We start from the raw sequence: 20171 nt of genomic DNA, 5'->3' as shown, positions 1-20171 counted from the left end.
GCTCAAGCCCTCTCGCCGCGGATGGATACTGCGGGGAAGGGGTACTGCTCGTTGCGTTCTACCCAATCCATAAAGTCAGCGCGAGCGCCGGGGAAGCCGATCATGGTCCAGCCGACCATGCCTTTGTTGCCGCCATGAATGGGGTCACAAAAGAAGCCTTCCTTGGTGTTTTGCAGCAAAAAGCTGAAAAACATTTTGGCCGGGACGCTCTCGAAGGCAGGCTTGCCAGCCTCCAACTGCATGAGCACTTTGTCTCGGGTAGCGCTGTCTAGGCCAGCAAATGTTGAGTTATAGGTCTTTTTGCACAGTGCCTCCGTAGCGGCAATGCCCAAGCGATAAATCTGCTGAGGCACCAGTTTGCTCTGCCAGCCCATCTCGGGTGCGGCATCCGCATTGAAAGGGCCTTGCATGAACCACAGAGCGCCGGTGGCGTAGGGGGTGTTCATCTGCCGATCGATATATTCAGGAACGCCCGCTTCCAGTGCGCCAGGCCCTTGCTCGTCAGCCGGGATCAAGCGTGCTACGGCCGCGTTTACAAACGCCCACTCTTCGGCGGTGAACCAGGTTGGCTCGTAAGCTTCAGCAGGGCTTGCAAGGCGTTGTTCTGGCTCAGGCGCGGCGACTACAGGGGTCGCCATCATCATGGTGCCACCCAGACCGGTGCTGGCCACGGTGACCACGGGAATCAGGGTCAGGGTTTTGCGCAAAAACTCACGCCGCGGGTTGTCTTGATCAGACATTCGAGGGGCCTCTCATCGGGCAATCACGGGTTACAACTGCTCAATGGCAGTTTGTCGTTTTGGTAGCAGCACGGACCGAAATCGGTCGGCAAACAGCACACGCAGGCAACTATTAGTTACAAATACTAACAGGCCAGGCGTGTGGATGAACCGTTTCATGCGTAATTTTGCCGCACCTAAAATCAGCCCCGTCATGATTTTTTTACAAACTGCTCACGCGATTTTGATCGTGATTCGCTCAACCTGATCACTTCCAACAATAATTTCTAGATGAAGTGGTCGAATAGAAATGCCTAAGCCCCGGTTTTTGATTGCGTTGTGCCTGACACTTTTAACCGCGTGTGCGATGCCCCTGACGTGGGCCGACGAGACAACTGCACCGCGGCCCGATCAATGGGCCCAACCCATTAATGAGCACTACAACCTGTATCAAATGTCGCCGACCTTGTACCGCAGCGCCTTACCGGACGAAGCCGCTAACCCCCTGCTGGACGAGCTGCACATCGGCACCGTCATCAACTTCTTGCCTGAGTCCGATGACACCTGGTTGAAAACCTCAGCCATCAAAACAGTCCAGTTGCCGTATCGCACCAATCATGTCGATGACGCTGATGTATTGGCTGCTTTGCGTGCCATTCAGACAGCACAAGCGCACGGCCCGGTGCTGATGCACTGCAAGCACGGCGTGGACCGCACCGGGTTGATAGCCGCAATGTATCGCGTGGTCGTACAGGACTGGAGTAAAGAAGATGCCCTGCAGGAGATGATTCAGGGCGGTTATGGCGAGAATTCGCACTTCAAGGATGGGGTGAGTTACATGATGAATGCCGATATTCCACAACTACGTACAGCCCTGAGCAGTGGCGCTTGCAGCACGAGCTCCTTTGCGTCTTGTGCCCTGGTGGGCTGGTTCAAGCCCAGCTAATGTGCGGCCCACTGGCGTAAAGCAGCGGTGCGTTGAAGAGGCGGTAATTGGCCCACCTGTTCAACTTCGGCATAGAACACCTGCCAATCATTTCCCGATTTTTTGAACAGCGCAGCAAAGGCGGGTACCCATTGGTCATAGAGGCCAAACGGCAGAAGCTTTGCGTTGTTCATCGGCGAATTAGCCCAAGCGTCATATCGGCGATTACCGCCCCATTGCTGGTCGCGAAGCTGTCGGTATTCATGGCGCATACGCTCAAATTCTTGCTCTTTACGCTGGCGCATGACGGGCGCTGGCAAGGGTTGTTCATAGAGTGTTTGCAAGCGCTGACGGGTGCCCAACACCAGCTCAATAAATTGATCGCGTTGTTGCGTGCCTGTCGTGCTGAGGGGTGGCAAGCCTTGGTGAGCTCGCCATTGGCGCGTGCCTTCCTGCTCAACAAAGCTGGCGAAAGACTCGTTGAACTCTGTGTCGTCTTTGACGTAAACCCGCTGATGCGCCAACTCATGAAAAATCAGCGTCGCCAAACGCTCATCGCCCCAGCTGAGCATGGTGTTGAGGATCGGGTCGTCGAACCAACCCAAAGTGGAATAGGCCTCAACGCCACTGATAAACACATCTCTGCCTTGCTGGCGCGCAAGGGCCGCTTCGCCTCGTGCGCCGCCCTGACTGTAATAGCCCCGGTAAGCCACACATCCGGCAATCGGGAAGCAATGGGTAATGGGCGTGAGTGAAAATTCAGGCGTGGCGAAGACATTCCACACCACAAAGGGCCTCTGAAGATTGGCGTACAGGCGATAGCTCTGGTTATCGGGCAAGTGCAACTGCTGGGTGGCGAAGGTGCGCGCCGCCTGTGCCCGGGTCAGTTGCTGGCGCAATGCGCTGGGCTGTTGCGGGTCGGCAATCAGCGCATCAACCGGCTCGCGTGACTTCAGCAACTGCCATTGGCCACTGGCCAGTTGTGAGTAATAGCGCACACTGGAACAACCACTGAGCAGTAACAGCATGGCGACGGCCAACAGGTAGCGAATTCGCAGCGTCATAACGCGATCCAGTGGGGGCGTGACGCAAGACTACTGGGAGCACACGCAAGAGAACAGCCTTGCAGCACCTGCGGGCGTTGAACGCTATGCTTGTCTTTCATTACCTTGTGGATAACGCCATGCGCACCTTTCTATTGTTGCTCGTTGGCTGCGTGCTCAGTGCCTGTGCCAGCACACCGCTGCCCCCGGTTGACCCGAACATGGCGTGGGTCGATTTTCAGACACTTACGGGCAAGTTGGTGATGGCCGAACGTCTGGATGGCCAGCGCGTGGCAGATGGACGCTACTTTCAAGTCACGCCCGGCGGGCATGAGTTGATGGTGCGTTTTGATTTCGAGGTGATAGTCGGTGGCAGGAGTCTGTTCAGCGACCCTCAGGAGCGCCTGTGCTACATCACGCTTGATTACGATAACTTCCAGCCGGGACAACGTTACCGGCTGCAAGCTCGCTCTCTGGGATTCAACGCTTACGCCCGGCTGTACAACGCCCAGGGTAAGGTGGTGAGCGAGGAGCGACTGGTTAACTGCTTGCCGTAGCTATCAGGCGTCGTTCTTTTGATAAATGATCTTTTTGGTGCCGTTTTCACACGTGCCCACCACCATGTTCTGGTCGTGCACTTCGTCGTTGGTCACGACTTCCAATGTGTAGGCTGCCACGCCATTGGCCTGAATCTTGGTTTCAATTTCAGCCTTCAGTTCATCGCACGGTTTTGGCGCGGCGAGTATCGAGGTGGTCATGGCGCAGCAGATGACAGCTAAAGCGAAACGTTTCATGGTGGAAACTCCCTTATGGCACAACGCTAAGTCATGGTCTGACGCGATGAGTGATCATCCAATCACATTTAGCGCCCCGCGCATCTGATTTGCCGCAACCCAGGGCCGAATGGCTACCCGCGTTGCGCTCTCGCACAACGGAGCAGCCAGTGCCGGTTTAGCTCAGCAGTGTCGCGTCGAGGGTGATTTTGGCGTTGAGCACCTTGGACACCGGGCAACCTTCTTTGGCCTTGTTGGTCAGCTCGGTGAACTTCTCCTGGGTTGCTCCTGGAACCTTGGCCTTGAGTACAAGGTGAACGGCAGTGATCGCGAAACCGCCATCGACCTGATCCAGCGTTACTTCGGCTGTTGTATCGATGCTGTCCGCTTTAAGCCCGGCATCGCCGAGAATCATCGACAGCGCCATGGAAAAACAACCCGCATGGGCTGCGCCGATCAGTTCTTCGGGGTTGGTGCCTTTACCGCCCTCAAAACGTGCCTTGAAGCCATACGGGGCTTCGCGCAGCACGCCGGTTTCTGTGGAGATGGAGCCGATGCCGGTTTTAAGGTCGCCTTCCCAATGAGCCGATGCTTTCTTTTTGATACTCATACGTGCCTCCTGAAGAGCGGCGCAAAGATTTCACGCCTGACTGGAGGTGTGAGGGTAGACGTCATCACAAAGTTCACCTTGTCAGACCAATCGTCTTTTTTTGTAGCTCAATTCTTAGGCCGCTATTGAAACTCGGGTATATGCCCATATTGAATTAACACTGGCAGGTTCTGGCGAGCGTCATGGCCTGCGTCCCCTAAGGAGAAGCCAGCCATGACACGTTTGTGTGATATCAAATACTCGACTCTCGACCTGGTGCCTGTGCGTGAAAATGGCAGTGCCGCCGAGTCGCTGCGCAATTCGCTGGACCTGGCACAGCATGTGGAAAAGTTTGGCTACAACCGTTTCTGGGTAGCGGAACACCACAACATGGACGGCATCGCCAGCTCTGCGACGTCAGTCTTAATTGGTTACCTGGCGGGCGGTACGTCGACCATTCGCGTAGGCTCGGGGGGTGTAATGCTGCCCAATCATGCGCCGCTGGTGATTGCCGAGCAGTTTGGCACCCTTGAAAGTCTGTATCCGGGGCGTATCGATTTGGGCCTTGGCCGCGCGCCGGGGTCTGACCAGATGACCGCCCGCGCTTTACGCCGCGAGCGTTCCGGCAGTTCAGATGACTTCCCCGAGGATGTGGCTGAGCTGGCCCGTTACCTGGGCCCACGCACGCCTGATCAACGGGTGATCGCCATGCCGGGAACGGGCACCAATGTGCCTATCTGGTTGCTGGGTTCCAGCCTGTTTAGCGCGCAATTGGCCGGTGAGCGCGGTTTGCCGTACGCCTTCGCGTCACATTTCGCACCGCGTTTAATGCATGAAGCGATTCGCGTCTACCGCAATCACTTTAAGCCTTCAGCCGTTCTCGACAAGCCTTATGTCATGCTCGGGGTGCCCTTGGTGGCTGCCGACACGGATGAGCGCGCCGAGTATTTGGCAACCTCCGTGTACCAGCGGATTCTGGCGCTCATGCGCGGTCAAAGTCTGGTTCAGCGTGCGCCTGTAGAGACAATGGACGGTCTATGGCTGCCTCATGAGAAAGAGGCGGTGATGAGCTTTTTGGGCCTGGCGATGGTCGGTAGCCCAGAGAAAATTCGCGCCAAACTTGAGGTGCTGGTTGAGCAAACTCAGGCGGACGAACTTATTTTTACCTGTGATTTGTATGAGCACGCCGACCGCATTCATTCCTATGAGTTGCTGGCGCAGGTTTTAAACGAGGCGTAATCCTACGTTTTTGAGACACAAAAAAGCCGACACGTATGTCGGCTTTTTTGACACTCAACCGCGCTTGTAAACAATTTCTTTGGTGCCCGCTTCGCACGAGCCTACGACTTTCCCATTAGTGCTGGTGCCTTTATCAACGACTTCCAGCGAATAGCCAACCGCACCCTTGGCATCAATCTTCGCGGCGATTTCACTTTTCAGCTCTTCGCACGGCTTGCCCGCTGCGAACGCGGTTCCGGCGAGGCTAAGTAAGGCTGCCGCCAATAAAATCTTTTTCATCGGTCACATTCCCTAGTCAAAACAAAAGGGTGCAACGCGTATGTGCCGCGTTGCACCCTGATGGTGTAGCGGACTTTATGGCAATCGGCCAGTCCGCAAGTCGAAAGGCTTGCTTCGGATCAGTTGTTGGCAATCCGGAAACCGACTTTAAGCGTGACTTGATAGTGCGCCACCTTGCCGTCCTTGATATGCCCGCGAGTGTCCATCACCTCGAACCATTCCAAATGTTTGATGCTTTTGTTGGCTTCGGCCAGTGCATTACTGATGGCGTCTTCTATGCTGCTCGGGGACGAGCCTACCAGTTCGATTTTTTTGTAGGTGTGGTGGTCAGACATAACGTTCTCCTTTGTCGTAGATCAAAGCCTAGCAGCGATTGTGCTAAATACTTTGTGGACGATTTGAAAGGAAAAGTTCAGTTCAACTGCACTTTCTCAAACCCCCGTAGTCGGACTTAACAAGCACCTCACTCATCAATGCAGGAGAGCCCCAATGGCTAGCAATTCTCTACGTAAAGCATCATTGCAAAGTATGGAAGCAGAGATCGAAAGCCTGCTCAAGTCTCTGGAAAGCCTCAAGCACGACGCTTCCGAAGAGTCCCAGAAAACGCTTAAAGTGCTCAAAAGCAATGCAGAAAGCGCACTGAAGCACTCGCGTCATCTGATCAGCGATGCATACGAAGAAGTGAAAGATAAAACCCGCGAAACAGCAGTGGCTACCCGCGAATACGCGCAGGAGCATCCCTATGCCACGGCGGGTGTTGCAATCGGCGCGCTGGGTCTGCTGGCCGCATTTCTGATGTGCAAGCGCGGTAACTAATTCGCCGCGCTGCGCGCAAGCTCAGCTTTGAGCCATTGCGCCAGTTGCCGGGCGCGCCCGTCTGCGGCGCGCTTGGGCAGCCACAACGCCAGCTGTGCCGGGGTTTCCTTGAAACCCCAAGGCGCAGCCAGGCGACCCTCCTTCAAGTCCTCAGCCACCAACGGCTCGGGAGCGATCGCGACACCCAGTCCCGCCACCGCTGCCTCAAGCAAATAATACAAATGCTCGAACCCTTGGCCGTATTTCAAATCTCCCGGCTCTAACGCGTTTTGTTGCGCCCATCTTGGCCATGCCTGTGGCCGCGACGTGGTATGCAACAACGGTTCTTCAAGCAGCGCGCTGGCAGGTGCCTTGCGCAGTTGCTCATAGCGGGCGAAACGCGGGCTGATGACCGGCCCAATGCGCTCACTGGCTAATTCATACACCTGCATGTCAGCTGGCCAAGGCGGCTCGGCAAACACCAGCAACGCATCAAGGCCGGGTCGACGCGGGTCCAGATCTCCTTCGCCGGCTGACAAGTGCAGGCGCAAATCCGGCAAGTCGGCATTCAAGCGGCCCAGCCGGGGGATAAACCAGCGCGCCAGCAAGCTGCCTGAACACCCGAGAACAAAAGGCGCGTTGTCGTGGCTTTGTGTGATTTCGGCGCATACATTGCGCAGTCTTTCAAAGGCTTCACTGCTGGCATCGCGTAGACGGATACCGGCGTCCGTGAGCTTTAGGCCGCGGCCTTCCTTCACGAACAGGCTGACCCCCAAATGCTCTTCGAGCACTTTTAATTGCCGACTAACGGCGCCGTGGGTGACATTCAAATGATCCGCTGCAAGGCTGACACTGCCCAAGCGGGCCGTCGCTTCGAACGCACGAAGGGCATTAAGAGGGGGAAGGTCGCGGCTCATGGTATCTGTGAGTTTTCCTGACAGGTTGTGGCGATCTTATCGGTTTTCATCCAGCGCTGTCGCGGTTAAAGTCAGGCCCATCGACCTTCTTACCTTTTCAGCTGGAGTGTCACATGACCCAATCAAATTTGCGTACCGGCCCTGATGCCAATGGCCTGTTTGGCGCATTCGGCGGCCGCTACGTGGCCGAAACCCTGATGCCGCTGATCCTTGATCTGGATCGTGAGTACGAGCTGGCCAAGACTGATCCTGAGTTCATTAAAGAGCTGGCCTACTTCCAGCGTGATTACGTCGGTCGCCCAAGCCCGCTTTACTTCGCCGAGCGTCTGACTGAGTTCTGCGGTGGCGCCAAGATTTACCTCAAGCGCGAAGAGTTGAATCACACGGGTGCGCACAAGATCAACAACTGCATCGGGCAGATACTGCTGGCCCGGCGCATGGGTAAAAAACGCATCATCGCCGAGACGGGTGCCGGCATGCACGGCGTGGCTACGGCCACTGTGGCCGCGCGTTTTGGCCTGCAATGCGTGATCTACATGGGCACCACTGACATCGAGCGTCAACAGGCCAACGTGTTTCGCATGAAGTTGCTGGGCGCCGAAGTCATCCCGGTTGTGGCGGGCACTGGCACCCTCAAAGATGCAATGAACGAAGCCCTGCGCGACTGGGTGACTAACGTTGATGACACGTTCTACCTGATCGGTACCGTGGCCGGGCCACATCCTTACCCTGCGATGGTGCGAGATTTCCAAGCCGTGATCGGCAAGGAAACCCGCGACCAGATGCAAGCACAGGAAGGTCGTCTGCCAGACAGTCTGGTGGCGTGTATCGGCGGTGGCTCCAATGCCATGGGCCTGTTCCACCCGTTTCTGGATGACACCAGCGTTGAAATTATCGGCGTTGAAGCGGCGGGTTACGGCATTGAAACCGGCAAGCACGCGGCCAGCCTCAATGGTGGCGTGCCGGGCGTGCTGCACGGCAATCGCACTTTTCTGCTCCAGGACGACGATGGACAGATCATAGACGCACATTCGATTTCCGCAGGCCTGGACTATCCGGGTATCGGCCCTGAACACGCGTGGTTGCACGACATTGGTCGCGTTGAGTACACCTCGGTGACCGACGACGAAGCCTTGGATGCGTTCCATAAATGCTGCCGTCTTGAAGGCATCATCCCGGCACTGGAGAGCGCCCATGCCCTGGCCGAAGTGTTCAAGCGTGCACCGACGCTGCCGGCGGATCACCTGATGGTGGTCAACCTTTCGGGCCGTGGCGACAAAGACATGCAAACTGTGATGCACCACATGGAACAGTCCCAGCAGGAGAAACACTGATGAGCCGCCTGCAAACACGTTTTGCTGACCTTAAAGAACAAAACCGCGCTGCGCTGGTGACCTTCGTCACGGCGGGTGACCCGGATTACGCCACCTCCCTGGCCATTCTCAAGGGGTTGCCTGCAGCGGGCGCTGATGTGATCGAGTTGGGCATGCCCTTCACTGATCCCATGGCGGATGGCCCAGCCATTCAGCTGGCTAATATCCGGGCCTTGGGCGCCAAGCAGAATCTGGCGAAAACCCTGCAAATGGTTCGCGAATTTCGTGAAGGCAACACAGATACGCCGTTGGTGCTGATGGGCTATTTCAACCCTATTCACCACTATGGTGTGGCGCGTTTTATTGCAGAGGCCAAAGACTCGGGCGTGGATGGCCTGATCGTTGTCGACATGCCGCCTGAGCACAACGGTGAGTTGTGCGACCCGGCCCAGGTGGCAGGTCTGGACTTTATTCGTCTGACCACGCCGACTACTGACGATGCACGTCTGCCGACGGTCTTGGCCGGCAGCTCGGGCTTTGTGTATTACGTGTCGGTAGCGGGTGTGACCGGTGCGGGTTCTGCGACGACTGAGCAGGTGAGCACGGCGATCGAGCGTCTGCGTCGCCATACCGATTTGCCGATCAGCGTTGGTTTCGGGATTCGCACCCCGGAGCAGGCCGCTGCGATTGCCCGACTGGCTGACGGTGTGGTGGTGGGGTCAGCGTTGATCGACAAGATCGAAAATGCTGCAACGCCTGAGCAAGCGGTGGATGGTGTGCTGAGCTTGTGCGCGGCACTGGCGGAAGGTGTGCGCAAGGCACGCTGAAAATCAAAAGCCCCTCACCCTAACCCTCTCCCGGAGGGAGAGGGGACTAAAAGCAACAGCAGATTTGCGCAGCGCCCCGTATCAACTCCCTCTCCCTGAGGGAGGGGGGACTAAAAGCAACAGCAGATTTGCGCAGCACCCCGTATCAACTCCCTCTCCCTGAGGGAGGGGGGACTAAAGGCAACAGCAGATTTTGCGCAGCGCCCCGTATCAACTCCCTCTCCCTGAGGGAGGGGGGACTAAAAGCAACAGCAGATTTGCGCAGCACCCCGTATCAGCGCCCTCTCCCTGAGGGAGGGGGACTAAAGGCAACAACAGATTTGCGCAGCGCCCCGAATCAGCTCCCTCTCCCTATGGGAGAGGGTTGGGGTGAGGGTAGCGGTCACACCGTCAACGTCACTTCCCCCAAACGTGCCCCCGACGGGCCAAAGCTGCGTTCCACCATAACCCTCGAGCCGTCTGCATTGACGATCAGCGCGGTGCTGGCACGTGTGCCATAGGTGGGGCTGGCAATAAACACACTCGAAAGCAGACTCTCGGTAGCCAACCCTACTCCGGTATCCGGCAGCTCGCTAAAGGGCGCAGTCTGCGAATCTTTGAGCAGCGCCAACAGCGCTTGAGGCTGTGGGTCGACAAGCACTTCATTCAGCGCTGCCCTGGCTTTGAGCAGTTTGGGCCAGGGTGTATCCAGGCCAGCATTTGATATGCCGTGAAGTCCTGGCTCCACGGGTTGTGCAGTCACATCCCTGGAATTGAAATGCCACAGTTGATCAGCGGTGCCCAACAATAAGTTGAACCCTGCGTAATCCACTGACCGTTGCCCCACATTCTTGAAATACTCACCGATCGAAATGTCACCGCTCAAAAAATCAGACACCAGTTCGCCTCGTGAGCGTCGGGCCGGTGGCTTGTGCGGTTCACGAATGTTGGTCAGCGCAGCAAATCGGCCGTTGGGGCCAATCCCCAACCACGTGCCGCTGGCTTCAAGATCACGACCGGCATACACCTGCGGCGACTCGGCCCAATGGGCCAGCGGTTTGCTGGGACGTGCGTAAAACTCATCACGGTTGGCCGCAACGACCAACGGCTGAGCGTGGCCGGGGCGCCAAGCGAAAACAATCAGGCACATGGGCAGGCACTCCTTAATGTTTTTTTAACCCCACTACTTATAGATTGCTCTGCCGTGTCGCGCCATTGAGTGGAGCCTTGGCCTTTGCTCCGTTACCATGCGGGTCAAATTTGGGGGGGCGTTATGGAATTTCTGCTCTATCTGGTGCTTGGAGGCTTTGCGGGCGTACTGGCCGGGTTGTTCGGGGTCGGTGGCGGGATCATCATTGTGCCGGTGCTGGTGTTCAGCTTCACTTTGCAGGGCTTTAACAGCGAAGTGTTAACCCACCTGGCCGTCGGTACATCATTGGCAACGATCATTTTTACGTCGATCAATTCGATTCGTGAGCACAACCGCAAAGGCGCTGTGCGCTGGCCGCTGTTTATCTGGCTGACAGTCGGCATTTTGATAGGCGCAGGTATCGGTGCGCTGACAGCTGAAGCCATTTCCGGCCCTTATTTGCAGAAAATCATCGGCGTATTCGCCATTGTCATTGCCCTTCAGATGGCGCTGGGGCTGCAACCCAAAGCCACTGGCACGGTACCCGGTAAAGTCGGACTGACGGTCGCCGGCACTGTGATTGGCTGGGCCTCGGCTATTTTCGGGGTCGGTGGCGGTTCGCTGACGGTGCCGTTCCTCAGCTGGCGCAGTGTGCCGATGCAGCAAGCCGTGGGCACCTCGGCAGCCTGCGGTTTACCCATTGCGCTGGTGGGCGCATTAAGTTTCATGATCATTGGCTGGCACAATCCTGACTTGCCCGCGCATAGTCTAGGTTTTGTTTACTTGCCGGCGCTGCTCGGGATTGCCCTGACCAGTATGTTTTTCGCCCGTTTTGGTGCGCGTTTGGCCCATAAATTGTCGCCGCGCCTGCTGAAACGGCTGTTTGCCGCACTGTTGTTCTGTGTCGGTTTGAGTTTCCTGATCTAACGAGGAGTCGTAATGCTGCCTTACCCGCAGATTGATCCGGTGGCATTGGCCATCGGCCCGCTGAAAATCCATTGGTACGGTTTGATGTACCTGATCGGTATCGGCGCCGCTTGGCTGATCCTGTCGCGCCGCCTTAATCGCTTTGATCCCACGTGGACCAAAGAAAAGCTCTCGGATCTGGTGTTCTGGGTGGCGATGGGTGTGATTGTCGGCGGTCGTTTAGGGTATGTGCTGTTCTATGACCTGAGTGCTTACCTCGCCAACCCGCTGCTGATTTTTGAAGTGTGGAAAGGCGGCATGGCGTTCCACGGTGGCCTGATTGGCGTGATGCTGGCCACATGGTGGTTCGGTAAGCGCAATAACAAGTCGTTCTTCCAGATCATGGACTTTATCGCCCCTGTGGTGCCAATCGGTCTGGGCGCCGGACGTATCGGCAACTTCATCAACGCCGAATTGTGGGGCAAAGCCAGTGATGTGCCGTGGGCGATGATTTTCCCGACCGACCCGCAACAATTGGCGCGTCATCCGTCGCAGCTTTACCAGTTCGCCCTGGAAGGTGTGGCACTCTTCATCATTCTTTGGCTGTATTCGCGTAAACCACGCCCAACTATGGCGGTTTCCGGGATGTTCGCGCTGTTTTACGGCATCTTCCGCTTTATCGTCGAATTCGTCCGTGTTCCCGATGCACAACTGGGGTATCTGGCATTCGGTTGGGTAACGATGGGGCAAATTCTCTGTATCCCAATGATTTTGGGTGGCCTGTTCCTCATCTGGTGGGCTTACCAGCGCGACTCCGTGGCTCAAAAAGCGGCGTAATACATTCGAATGGCAGGGTTTATAGAAGCCCTGCATTCAAACGGTAGGAAAACCATGAAGCAATATCTCGACCTCGTTGCCAACGTTATTAAAAATGGCACCTTGCAAGCCAACCGTACCGGTGTGAAGACCATCAGTCTGCCCGGCGCCATGTTGCGCTATGACCTCAAGGAAGGTTTCCCGGCCATCACTACCCGTCGCATGGCCTTCAAATCGGCCATTGGCGAGATGTGTGGTTTCTTGCGCCCAGTGAACAGCGCGGCAGACTTTCGCGCGCTGGGGTGCAAGGTATGGGACCAAAACGCCAATGAAAATGCACAGTGGCTGGCCAACCCGTTCCGTCAGGGCGAAGACGATCTGGGCGAAATTTACGGTGTGCAATGGCGTAAATGGCCTGCCTACAAGCAAGTCGAGCGCAGCAACGTGGCCGCTATCGAGCTGTGCCTGAGCCAGGGTTATCGCCAGATTGCTGAAGGTGAAGAAGACGGTCAGGCCTACGTGGTGTTGTACAAAGCCATTGATCAAGTGCGCCAATGCGTGGACACCATCATCAATGACCCCGGCAGCCGCCGCATCCTGTTTCACGGCTGGAACTGCGCCCAGCTTGATGAGATGGCATTGCCACCGTGCCATTTGCTGTACCAGTTTCACCCGAATGTCGAGACGCGGGAAATCTCTCTGACGCTGTACATTCGCTCCAATGACCTGGGCCTGGGTACACCGTTCAACTTGACCGAAGGCGCGGCACTGCTGAGCCTGATCGGGCGCCTGACCGGTTATACGCCGCGCTGGTTCACCTACTTTATCGGCGATGCCCACGTGTATGAAAACCACCTGGACATGCTCAACGAGCAGCTGACTCGCGAACCCTTCCCGATGCCCAAACTGGTGATCTCCGATCGCGTCCCGGAATTTGCTAAAACCGGTATCTACCAGCCTGAATGGCTAGGCCTGATTGAGCCGAGTGACTTCAGCCTTGAAGGCTATCAGCACCACGCCCCCATGACCGCACCAATGGCGGTGTAACCCCCCCGGCTTAATCCGTAGCAGCTGCCGAAGGCTGCGTCCGGCGGCGAAGCCGTCGTAAAGTCAGGCGTCGCGGTCTGTTGCTTGTACCGCGATCAACGGTTTTGCGACGGCTGCGCCCTCGGACGCAGCCTGCGGCAGCTGCTACGGGTGTAGGTCAATGCCCGTGGCTTCTGCCCACATGGCTGGGCTCGCCTTCGGGTGCGGTTACCGAGCCGCTTACCTCCAGACGCTGCAAAATCCCGCAATGATCCTTGTCTGCGCCCGCGCTACAGCGTTGTCGCAGGTCGAGCAGTTGTGCCTGTAATGCCTGCAAGCTGTCGATCCGTGCCTTGACGTGGTGGATATGTTCGTCGATCAGCGCATTGACGCTTTCGCACTGGTCTTGTGGGCTGTCGCGCAGGTTAAGCAGGCTGCGGATCTCTTCCAGGGTCATGTCGAGGCTGCGGCAATTGCGGATAAATGTCAGGCGCTCAACATGCGCCTGCGTGTACAAGCGGTAATTGCCATCACTGCGCGCCGGCTCCGGTAGCAGCCCTTCACGCTCGTAATATCGAATCGTTTCGACCTGACAGTCAGTCAGTTTCGCCAGTTCGCCAATTTTCATCGCGACAATCTCCGAAAGGGTGCTTGACCCTATAGTGGCTACAGGGTCTTTACTTGGCAATAAGCACCTTTATTGGACGCAACCTGATGAGCGACTCCATTCACACCCCGCATAAACCCCACGCAGGTCATGACCATGACCATGACCATGACCATGACCATGACCATGACCACGATCACGGCCATGAAGAAAAACATGATCATGCCAGCCATGGGCACAGTTGCTGTTCAAGCACCGCTGCGCCAAGCGTGATCAAGCTGAGCGCGGCGCCAACAGCGGGCGCTCGCCTGAGCAGCTTTCGCATTGAAGCCATGGATTGCCCGACCGAGCAGACCCTGATTCAGAACAAGTTGGGCAAGCTGGCCGGTGTGCAACAGCTGGAGTTCAACCTGATCAATCGGGTGCTGGGTGTCACCCACGATTTGCCGACCACTGATCCGATTGTTGCGGCCATCAAGTCCCTCGGCATGCAGGCCGATCCGCTGGAGTCGGACTCCGACACCCCTCCAGCACCCGTTGCCAAGAAACACTGGTGGCCGCTGGCCGTGGCCGGTGTGTGTGCGTTGGCCGCTGAAGTCCTGCACTTCACCGATGCTGCACCGACTTGGGTCATTGCGCTGGTGGCGTTGGTTTCTATTCTGAGCGGCGGCCTGACCACGTACAAAAAGGGCTGGATTGCCCTGAAGAACCTCAACCTGAACATCAATGCCTTGATGAGTATCGCCGTGACCGGCGCGGTATTGATTGGTCAATGGCCTGAAGCGGCCATGGTGATGTTCCTGTTTACCGTGGCTGAACTGATCGAAGCCAAATCCCTCGACCGGGCACGCAATGCCATCGGGGGGCTGATGCAAATGGCTCCGGATAAAGCCACCGTGCAGCAAGCGGATGGCACGTGGGTAGAGCGCGAGGTGAAAGACGTCGCGCTAGGGGAGATCGTGCGTGTGCGGCCCGGTGAGCGAATCGGGCTGGACGGCGAAGTGGTGGCGGGTAGCTCAACCATTGATCAGGCGCCGATTACCGGCGAAAGCCTGCCCATCGAGAAAACGGTGGGCGACAAAGTGTTTGCCGGCACCATCAATCAGGCTGGAGCACTGGAGTACCGGGTCACGGCCGCGGCCAGCAACTCCACGCTGGCGCGCATCATTCACGCCGTAGAGCAAGCACAAGGTGCACGGGCGCCGACGCAACGGTTTGTCGACAGCTTTGCGAAAATCTATACCCCTGTGGTGTTTATCTTCGCGTTGGCGGTGGCTGTGATTCCGCCCCTTTTCATGGGCGGTGTGTGGTTTGACTGGGTCTATCGCGCGTTGGTGCTGCTGGTGGTGGCATGCCCGTGTGCACTGGTGATTTCGACCCCGGTGACGATTGTCAGCGGGTTGGCGGCAGCGGCGCGTAAGGGCATTTTGGTCAAAGGCGGGGTTTACCTCGAAAGTGGCCACAAACTCGACTTTCTGGCCCTCGACAAGACCGGCACGATCACCCACGGCAAACCGGTGCAAACCGATTACGTGGTGCTTGATCCGCTGTTTGCTGACACGGCCTTGTTACTTGCCGCAAGCCTGGCCAGCCGTTCGGACCATCCGGTGTCACTGGCCGTGGCCACCGCGGCTGTGGATAACAACGTGTCGTTACTCGCTGTGGATAACTTCATGGCCCTGGCAGGGCGTGGTGTACGTGGCGAAATCGACGGCAAGCTGTACCACCTGGGCAATCATCGTCTGGTGGAAGAACTGGAGCTGTGTTCGCCCGAGCTTGAAGAAAAACTCTTTGCGCTGGAAGAACAGGGCAAGACCGTTATTCTGTTGTGCGACCGTTCAGGGCCGATGGCGCTGTTTGCAGTCGCCGATACCGTCAAGGACAGTAGCCGCCAGGCTATACGCGAGTTGCATGAACTGGGCATCAAAACCCTGATGCTGACCGGCGACAACCCGCATACAGCCAAGGCAATCGCAGAGCAAGTGGGCATCGACCAGGCGCAAGGCAACTTGCTGCCGGAGGATAAACTCAAGGCGATTGAAGCGCTGTACGCCCAAGGTCATCACGTTGGCATGGTGGGTGACGGGATCAATGATGCGCCTGCCCTGGCACGTGCCGAGATCGGCTTTGCCATGGCCGCTGCCGGCACAGACACCGCCATTGAGACGGCCGATGTCGCCTTGATGGACGATGATCTGCGCAAGATACCGGCATTCATTCGTTTGTCACGTCAGACCTCCAGCATCCTCAAGCAGAACATTGCCTTGGCCTTGGTCATCAAAGGGATCTTCCTTGCGGTAACCTTCCTCGGCATGGCCACCATGTGGATGGCCGTCTTTGCCGACATGGGCGTCAGTTTGTTGGTGGTGTTTAACGGTTTGCGCCTGTTGCGTAAATAGACCAAGAGAGGCCGCAGTGCTGAGTGCCGAGCTGAAAGCGTTTTACCGGGTCGCCCAACTGGGCAGCATTACTCAGGCCGCTAAAAAGCTTGGGCTTAGTCAGCCAACCGTGACCACACAGATTCGACAGCTTGAGAGTCAATACGCCGTGGAGCTGTTTTTCCGCGGCGGTCGGCGCCTGACCCTCAGCGATGAAGGCGTAAGTTTGTTGCCGATGGTCAAGGCCTTGATGCAACAAGAAGCCGAGATTGAGTTCTTTCTGCGCAACAGTGGTCAGGGCAGCGGCACCTTGCGCCTTGCCGCCACAGCGCCGTATTACATTCTTGACCTGGTAAAAACCTTTCGCCAACGCTTGCCGCAGATTGACGTGTCGGTGGACATTGGCAACTCGCAGCAAGTGCTGGAGGCGCTGGACGAATACCGGGTCGATATTGCTGCATCATCGCAGCTGCTCGAAGACCCAAGGCTGATCCGCCGGCTGCTGGGCGCCGATCCGCTGGTGCTGGCGGTGCACCGCACTCATCCGTTGGCCAAGCTTGATCATGTGCCGCTGAGCGCGCTGGCGGGGCATTGTTTATTGATGCGCGAATCGGGTTCGACGACGCGTAAGCTCACTGAAAAACTGCTTGAAGAGGCGGGTGTTGGCTATGGCCCGTTGCTGGAGATTGGCAGTCGCGAGTCGATCCGCGAAGCAGTGCTGCGCAATATCGGTATCAGCATCATTGCCCGTCAGGAAGTGCCGCATGACCCGCAACTGAAGGTGCTGACGCTGGAAAATGCGCCGGTGATCTCCGAGTACCTGTACTGCCTTAAAGAGCGTAAATCGGCGCGCTTGCCGGCGGCGTTTTTGGGCTTGGCGCAGGAAATGGCGGGTGCTGACTAACCTCAAAAGCCCCTCACCCTAGCCCTCTCCCAGAGGGAGAGGGGACTAAAGGCAACAGCGAGCTCCCTCTCCCTCCGGGAGAGGGTTGGGGTGAGGGGCTAGCCAAATCCACCAATACCACTATCGGCAGTTTTTGCCTTGCTGCCACATCCCGTACGCATTGCCTCTCTAGGATGGCCTTCATCTGCTTGATGAGGTGCATCCATGAACCGTTCGACTGCAACCGCTTTGACCCAACCCGGCGTACCGATGACGGTGCGTGATGTGAGCAAGCGCTTTGGCGCTTTCACCGCACTGGATAACGTCTCGCTGGAGGTGGCCGCAGGTGAACTGGTGTGCCTGCTGGGGCCATCCGGTTGCGGTAAAACCACTCTGCTGCGCTGCATAGCAGGCCTTGAACGTCAGGACAGCGGTGTTCTCTATTTGGGCGATCGCGATGTGTCTGACCTGGCTCCGCAGGCGCGCGATTACGGCATCTTGTTCCAGTCCTACGCACTGTTTCCCAATCTGACTGTAGAAGCGAACATCGCCTACGGCCTCGTCGGCAGTCAACGCGAGGTGCTGCGTAAACGTGTGGCCGAGATGCTGGAACTGGTGGGACTGACCGGCAGTGAAAAGAAATTTCCCGGCCAGCTTTCAGGCGGCCAGCAGCAGCGTGTCGCACTGGCTCGCGCCTTGGCACCGGCGCCTTCTTTGTTGCTGCTCGATGAGCCGATGTCGGCGCTCGATGCCCGTGTGCGAGAGCATTTGTGCACCGAATTGCGCCAACTGCAGCGCAGCCTGGGCATCACTACGTTGATGGTTACCCACAACCAGGATGAAGCCATGTTGATGGCTGATCGTATCGCCGTCATGAACAATGGTCAGGTTGAGCAATACGCCACCCCGCAAGAGATTTACGACAAACCTGCCACACCGTTTGTAGCCGAGTTCGTGGGGCAAGGTAATTGGTTGCCTTTTCAACATCGCAACGACACCCATGCCCAGGTCGGTGGCCTGAACATGCGTCTGGCCGCCGATGCTGGGCGAGCGGCTTCGGGTCGCTTGTTTTGCCGGCCCGAAGCAATCAGCGTCAACCCGCAGCACCATGAAGAGAACCTGTTCCCGGCGCGGATCCAGGAAATCACCTTTCTGGGCAATCGTTGTCGCATGAGTTTTGAGCTCAATCATCTACCCGGTCATGCGCTGACCGTTGAAGTGGGCACCCAAGACATGCCGCGTCTTGGCACGCAGGACATCTTTGTAGCCTTGCCGCCGAGCAGCTTGCAGGTCTTCGCTTAAGATGGCCGCTGACAGGGCGCTGCCATTGCCCGGCAGACAGGTCTCAAGGGCTGAACTGGGTGACCGGATATTCGTGGTGGGCGGCAAGCTGCTGCTACTGCTGTTATTGATCGTCGCGGTCTTGATGCCGTTGCTGGCGATTTTCTGGCGCGGCTTCAGCGCCGAAGAGGGCCTGGGGGGTGGCTGGATTGCCGCGCGGGAGTTAGTCACCAGCGACAACTTCCACTGGTTGGTCGGCAACAGTTTGAAAGTGTCCCTCAGCGTGGCGGCGATTGTGGTGCCGCTGGCCTACCTGTTTGCCTACGCCCTGCAACGCACAATGATTCCCGGCAAGCGCATCTGGCGCGGGCTGTCGTTGTTACCGCTGATGGCACCGTCGATGTTGCCGGGTATTGCGCTGGTGTATCTGTTCGGTAATCAGGGCCTGTTGCGCGGGCTGATTGCGGACAACATCTACGGTTTTTGGGGGATCGTGCTGGGCGAGGCGATTTACACCTTTCCCCATGCGTTGATGATTTTGCTGTCAGCGCTGTCGTTGGCCGATGCCCGGTTATTCGACGCAGCCTCAAGCATGGGCGCTGGCCCTTTCAAAGCGTTTCGCAGCATTACCTGGCCGGGCACCAAGCAAGCCGTGTTTGCGGCCTTCTGCCTGGTGTTCACACTGACCATAACCGACTTCGGTGTACCCGTTGTGGTGGGCGGCGACTATCAAGTGCTGGCGCTGGAAGCCTACAAAGCGGTAGTGGGGCAGCAACAATTTGGCCGGGGTGCCTTGATAGGCATGGTGCTGCTGCTGCCTGCGCTGTTCAGCTTCGGGGTTGATGCGTGGCTGCGCCGCCAGCACGGCGACGCTATGAGCGGTCGAGCTCAAGTGTTCAAGCCGCAGCCGTCGAAGGTTCGTGACCGCTGCTATCTGGCCATTGTGCTGCTGATTTGCGCCATCTTGCTGCTGGTGTTCGGCATGGCGGTCTACTCATCGCTGGTCAAATTCTGGCCGTATAACTTGTCGTTATCGCTGAGTCACTACCAGTTCAATGACACGGCCGGTGGCGGCTGGCTGGCCTATCGCAACAGCGTAACGATGGCGGTTTGTGTCGCCTTGATTGGCAGCGTGGTGATTTTCACCGGCGCTTACCTGATGGAAAAAACCAAGGGCCAGAAGAGCCTGAACCTGGCATTGCGCATGCTCAGCTTTGTGCCGATGGCGGTGCCGGGTTTAGTGCTGGGGTTGGGCTATGTGTTCTTTTTCAACCTGCCGGACAACCCGCTTCATGTGTTCTACGGGACCATGACGCTGCTGGTGGTGTGCACCATTGCTCACTATTTGACCACCGCTCAAATGACCGCCACCACAGCCCTGCGTCAGCTCGACAGTGAGTTCGAAGCCGCTGCGTTGTCGCTCAAGGCGCCGCTGTATCGGCATTACTGGCGCGTCACCGTGCCGATTTGCCTGCCTGCGCTGCTCGATATTGTGCGCTACCTGTTTGTCTCGGCGATGACCACGGTCTCGGCAGCGATCTTCCTCTACAGCCCCGATACGATCCTCGCGGCGGTGGCAGTACTGAACATGGACGACGCAGGCAACGTGGGCGGTGCTGCGGCCATGTCGACCCTGATTCTGTTCACTTCAGTGGGTGTTTCCCTGCTGTTGGCCTGGGCCTCACGTGGCGTACTGCGTCGCTCCCAAGCCTGGCGTCAGGGCGCTCCTGAGCAATAACTCATAAAA

At 57.3% G+C, this 20171-nt stretch carries 22 protein-coding genes; 13 read left to right on the top strand and 9 right to left on the bottom strand.

Annotated elements, in window-relative coordinates:
* Positions 1–2: 2 nt before the first annotated feature.
* Entirely contained in the window at positions 3–740 is a 738-nt protein-coding gene (locus FJD38_RS12845; protein WP_146385634.1) for a gluconate 2-dehydrogenase subunit 3 family protein, read from the bottom strand.
* Between the two features lie 289 nt (positions 741–1029).
* On the opposite strand from FJD38_RS12845, the gene FJD38_RS12840 reads away from it, so the two are divergent.
* Positions 1030–1665 carry a dual specificity protein phosphatase family protein gene (locus tag FJD38_RS12840; RefSeq protein ID WP_146385632.1) on the top strand — a complete coding sequence of 212 codons (636 nt, stop codon included), beginning with the start codon at positions 1030–1032 and terminating at the stop codon, positions 1663–1665.
* Here FJD38_RS12840 and FJD38_RS12835 read toward each other — a convergent pair.
* A complete protein-coding gene (locus FJD38_RS12835) occupies positions 1662–2708 on the bottom strand; it encodes an aminopeptidase (RefSeq protein ID WP_146385630.1) in 1047 nt (348 codons plus the stop codon). The two genes, FJD38_RS12840 and FJD38_RS12835, sit on opposite strands and share 4 nt — an antisense overlap.
* A 119-nt stretch (positions 2709–2827) precedes the next feature.
* Here FJD38_RS12835 and FJD38_RS12830 point away from each other — a divergent pair, with 119 nt between their 5' ends.
* On the top strand, positions 2828–3244 hold the full coding sequence (locus FJD38_RS12830; protein WP_122786305.1) for a PA0061/PA0062 family lipoprotein: 417 nt from the start codon (positions 2828–2830) through the stop codon (positions 3242–3244).
* Between the two features lie 3 nt (positions 3245–3247).
* Here the strand turns inward: FJD38_RS12830 and FJD38_RS12825 are convergent, their stop codons facing one another.
* Positions 3248–3481, bottom strand: coding sequence for a DUF1161 domain-containing protein (locus FJD38_RS12825; protein ID WP_146385628.1), 234 nt, complete (start codon positions 3479–3481; stop codon positions 3248–3250).
* A gap of 157 nt (positions 3482–3638) precedes the next feature.
* Positions 3639–4070, bottom strand: a complete 432-nt coding sequence (locus tag FJD38_RS12820) for an OsmC family protein (protein ID WP_122786228.1) — start codon at positions 4068–4070, stop codon at positions 3639–3641.
* A 213-nt stretch (positions 4071–4283) separates the two neighbouring features.
* Here FJD38_RS12820 and FJD38_RS12815 point away from each other — a divergent pair, with 213 nt between their 5' ends.
* Positions 4284–5288 (top strand): LLM class flavin-dependent oxidoreductase, encoded by a 1005-nt coding sequence (locus FJD38_RS12815; RefSeq protein WP_122786229.1) that lies wholly within the window; start codon positions 4284–4286, stop codon positions 5286–5288.
* Between the two features lie 54 nt (positions 5289–5342).
* Here FJD38_RS12815 and FJD38_RS12810 read toward each other — a convergent pair whose 3' ends face one another.
* Together FJD38_RS12810 and FJD38_RS12805 are read right to left on the bottom strand one after the other, a co-directional pair.
* Positions 5343–5567: a DUF1161 domain-containing protein gene (locus FJD38_RS12810; protein ID WP_146385626.1), complete on the bottom strand. Its 225-nt coding sequence runs from the start codon at positions 5565–5567 to the stop codon at positions 5343–5345.
* 119 nt (positions 5568–5686) lie between these two features.
* A complete protein-coding gene (locus FJD38_RS12805) occupies positions 5687–5902 on the bottom strand; it encodes a dodecin (RefSeq protein WP_122786231.1) in 216 nt (71 codons plus the stop codon).
* 154 nt (positions 5903–6056) lie between these two features.
* On the opposite strand from FJD38_RS12805, the gene FJD38_RS12800 reads away from it, so the two are divergent.
* On the top strand, positions 6057–6383 hold the full coding sequence (locus FJD38_RS12800) for an ElaB/YgaM/YqjD family protein (RefSeq protein ID WP_122786232.1): 327 nt from the start codon (positions 6057–6059) through the stop codon (positions 6381–6383).
* Here FJD38_RS12800 and FJD38_RS12795 read toward each other — a convergent pair.
* Positions 6380–7279 (bottom strand): LysR family transcriptional regulator, encoded by a 900-nt coding sequence (locus FJD38_RS12795; protein WP_146385624.1) that lies wholly within the window; start codon positions 7277–7279, stop codon positions 6380–6382. The two genes, FJD38_RS12800 and FJD38_RS12795, sit on opposite strands and share 4 nt — an antisense overlap.
* 113 nt (positions 7280–7392) lie before the next feature.
* Here FJD38_RS12795 and trpB point away from each other — a divergent pair, with 113 nt between their 5' ends.
* A complete protein-coding gene (gene trpB / locus FJD38_RS12790) occupies positions 7393–8613 on the top strand; it encodes a tryptophan synthase subunit beta (RefSeq protein WP_122786234.1) in 1221 nt (406 codons plus the stop codon).
* Entirely contained in the window at positions 8613–9419 is an 807-nt protein-coding gene (gene trpA, locus FJD38_RS12785; protein WP_146385622.1) for a tryptophan synthase subunit alpha, read from the top strand. Before trpB ends, trpA begins: the two co-directional genes overlap by 1 nt.
* 382 nt (positions 9420–9801) lie before the next feature.
* On the opposite strand, the gene FJD38_RS12780 is transcribed toward trpA, so the two are convergent.
* Positions 9802–10548, bottom strand: coding sequence for an NRDE family protein (locus tag FJD38_RS12780; RefSeq protein ID WP_122786236.1), 747 nt, complete (start codon positions 10546–10548; stop codon positions 9802–9804).
* 123 nt (positions 10549–10671) lie between these two features.
* On the opposite strand from FJD38_RS12780, the gene FJD38_RS12775 reads away from it, so the two are divergent.
* From FJD38_RS12775 to FJD38_RS12765, 3 genes are read left to right on the top strand one after another with little or no spacing between them, the layout of a single operon-like run.
* Complete coding sequence (locus tag FJD38_RS12775; RefSeq protein ID WP_122786237.1) at positions 10672–11454, top strand: sulfite exporter TauE/SafE family protein; 783 nt, start codon at positions 10672–10674, stop codon at positions 11452–11454.
* A 12-nt stretch (positions 11455–11466) separates the two neighbouring features.
* A complete protein-coding gene (gene lgt, locus FJD38_RS12770) occupies positions 11467–12270 on the top strand; it encodes a prolipoprotein diacylglyceryl transferase (RefSeq protein WP_122786238.1) in 804 nt (267 codons plus the stop codon).
* A 54-nt stretch (positions 12271–12324) separates the two neighbouring features.
* Positions 12325–13296, top strand: coding sequence for a thymidylate synthase (locus FJD38_RS12765; protein WP_146385620.1), 972 nt, complete (start codon positions 12325–12327; stop codon positions 13294–13296).
* A gap of 157 nt (positions 13297–13453) precedes the next feature.
* Here FJD38_RS12765 and cadR read toward each other — a convergent pair whose 3' ends face one another.
* Complete coding sequence (cadR, locus tag FJD38_RS12760; RefSeq protein WP_146385618.1) at positions 13454–13903, bottom strand: Cd(II)/Pb(II)-responsive transcriptional regulator; 450 nt, start codon at positions 13901–13903, stop codon at positions 13454–13456.
* 86 nt (positions 13904–13989) lie between these two features.
* Here cadR and FJD38_RS12755 point away from each other — a divergent pair, with 86 nt between their 5' ends.
* The 4 genes from FJD38_RS12755 to FJD38_RS12740 all read left to right on the top strand — a co-directional run bounded on the left by FJD38_RS12755 (position 13990) and on the right by FJD38_RS12740 (position 20162).
* Positions 13990–16281, top strand: coding sequence for a heavy metal translocating P-type ATPase (locus tag FJD38_RS12755; protein ID WP_146385616.1), 2292 nt, complete (start codon positions 13990–13992; stop codon positions 16279–16281).
* A gap of 16 nt (positions 16282–16297) precedes the next feature.
* Positions 16298–17164, top strand: a complete 867-nt coding sequence (locus FJD38_RS12750; RefSeq protein WP_146385614.1) for a LysR family transcriptional regulator — start codon at positions 16298–16300, stop codon at positions 17162–17164.
* Positions 17165–17368: 204 nt separating this feature from the next.
* On the top strand, positions 17369–18445 hold the full coding sequence (locus tag FJD38_RS12745) for a putative 2-aminoethylphosphonate ABC transporter ATP-binding protein (protein WP_146385612.1): 1077 nt from the start codon (positions 17369–17371) through the stop codon (positions 18443–18445).
* Between the two features lies 1 nt (position 18446).
* Positions 18447–20162 (top strand): putative 2-aminoethylphosphonate ABC transporter permease subunit, encoded by a 1716-nt coding sequence (locus FJD38_RS12740; RefSeq protein WP_146385610.1) that lies wholly within the window; start codon positions 18447–18449, stop codon positions 20160–20162.
* Positions 20163–20171: the final 9 nt, after the last annotated feature.

It is taken from the genome of Pseudomonas saxonica (assembly GCF_007858365.1).
Taxonomy (GTDB): Bacteria; Pseudomonadota; Gammaproteobacteria; order Pseudomonadales; family Pseudomonadaceae; genus Aquipseudomonas; species Aquipseudomonas saxonica.
The sequence above is the reverse complement of the archived record's forward strand: the minus strand, read 5'-3'. Positions and strand labels throughout refer to the sequence as shown.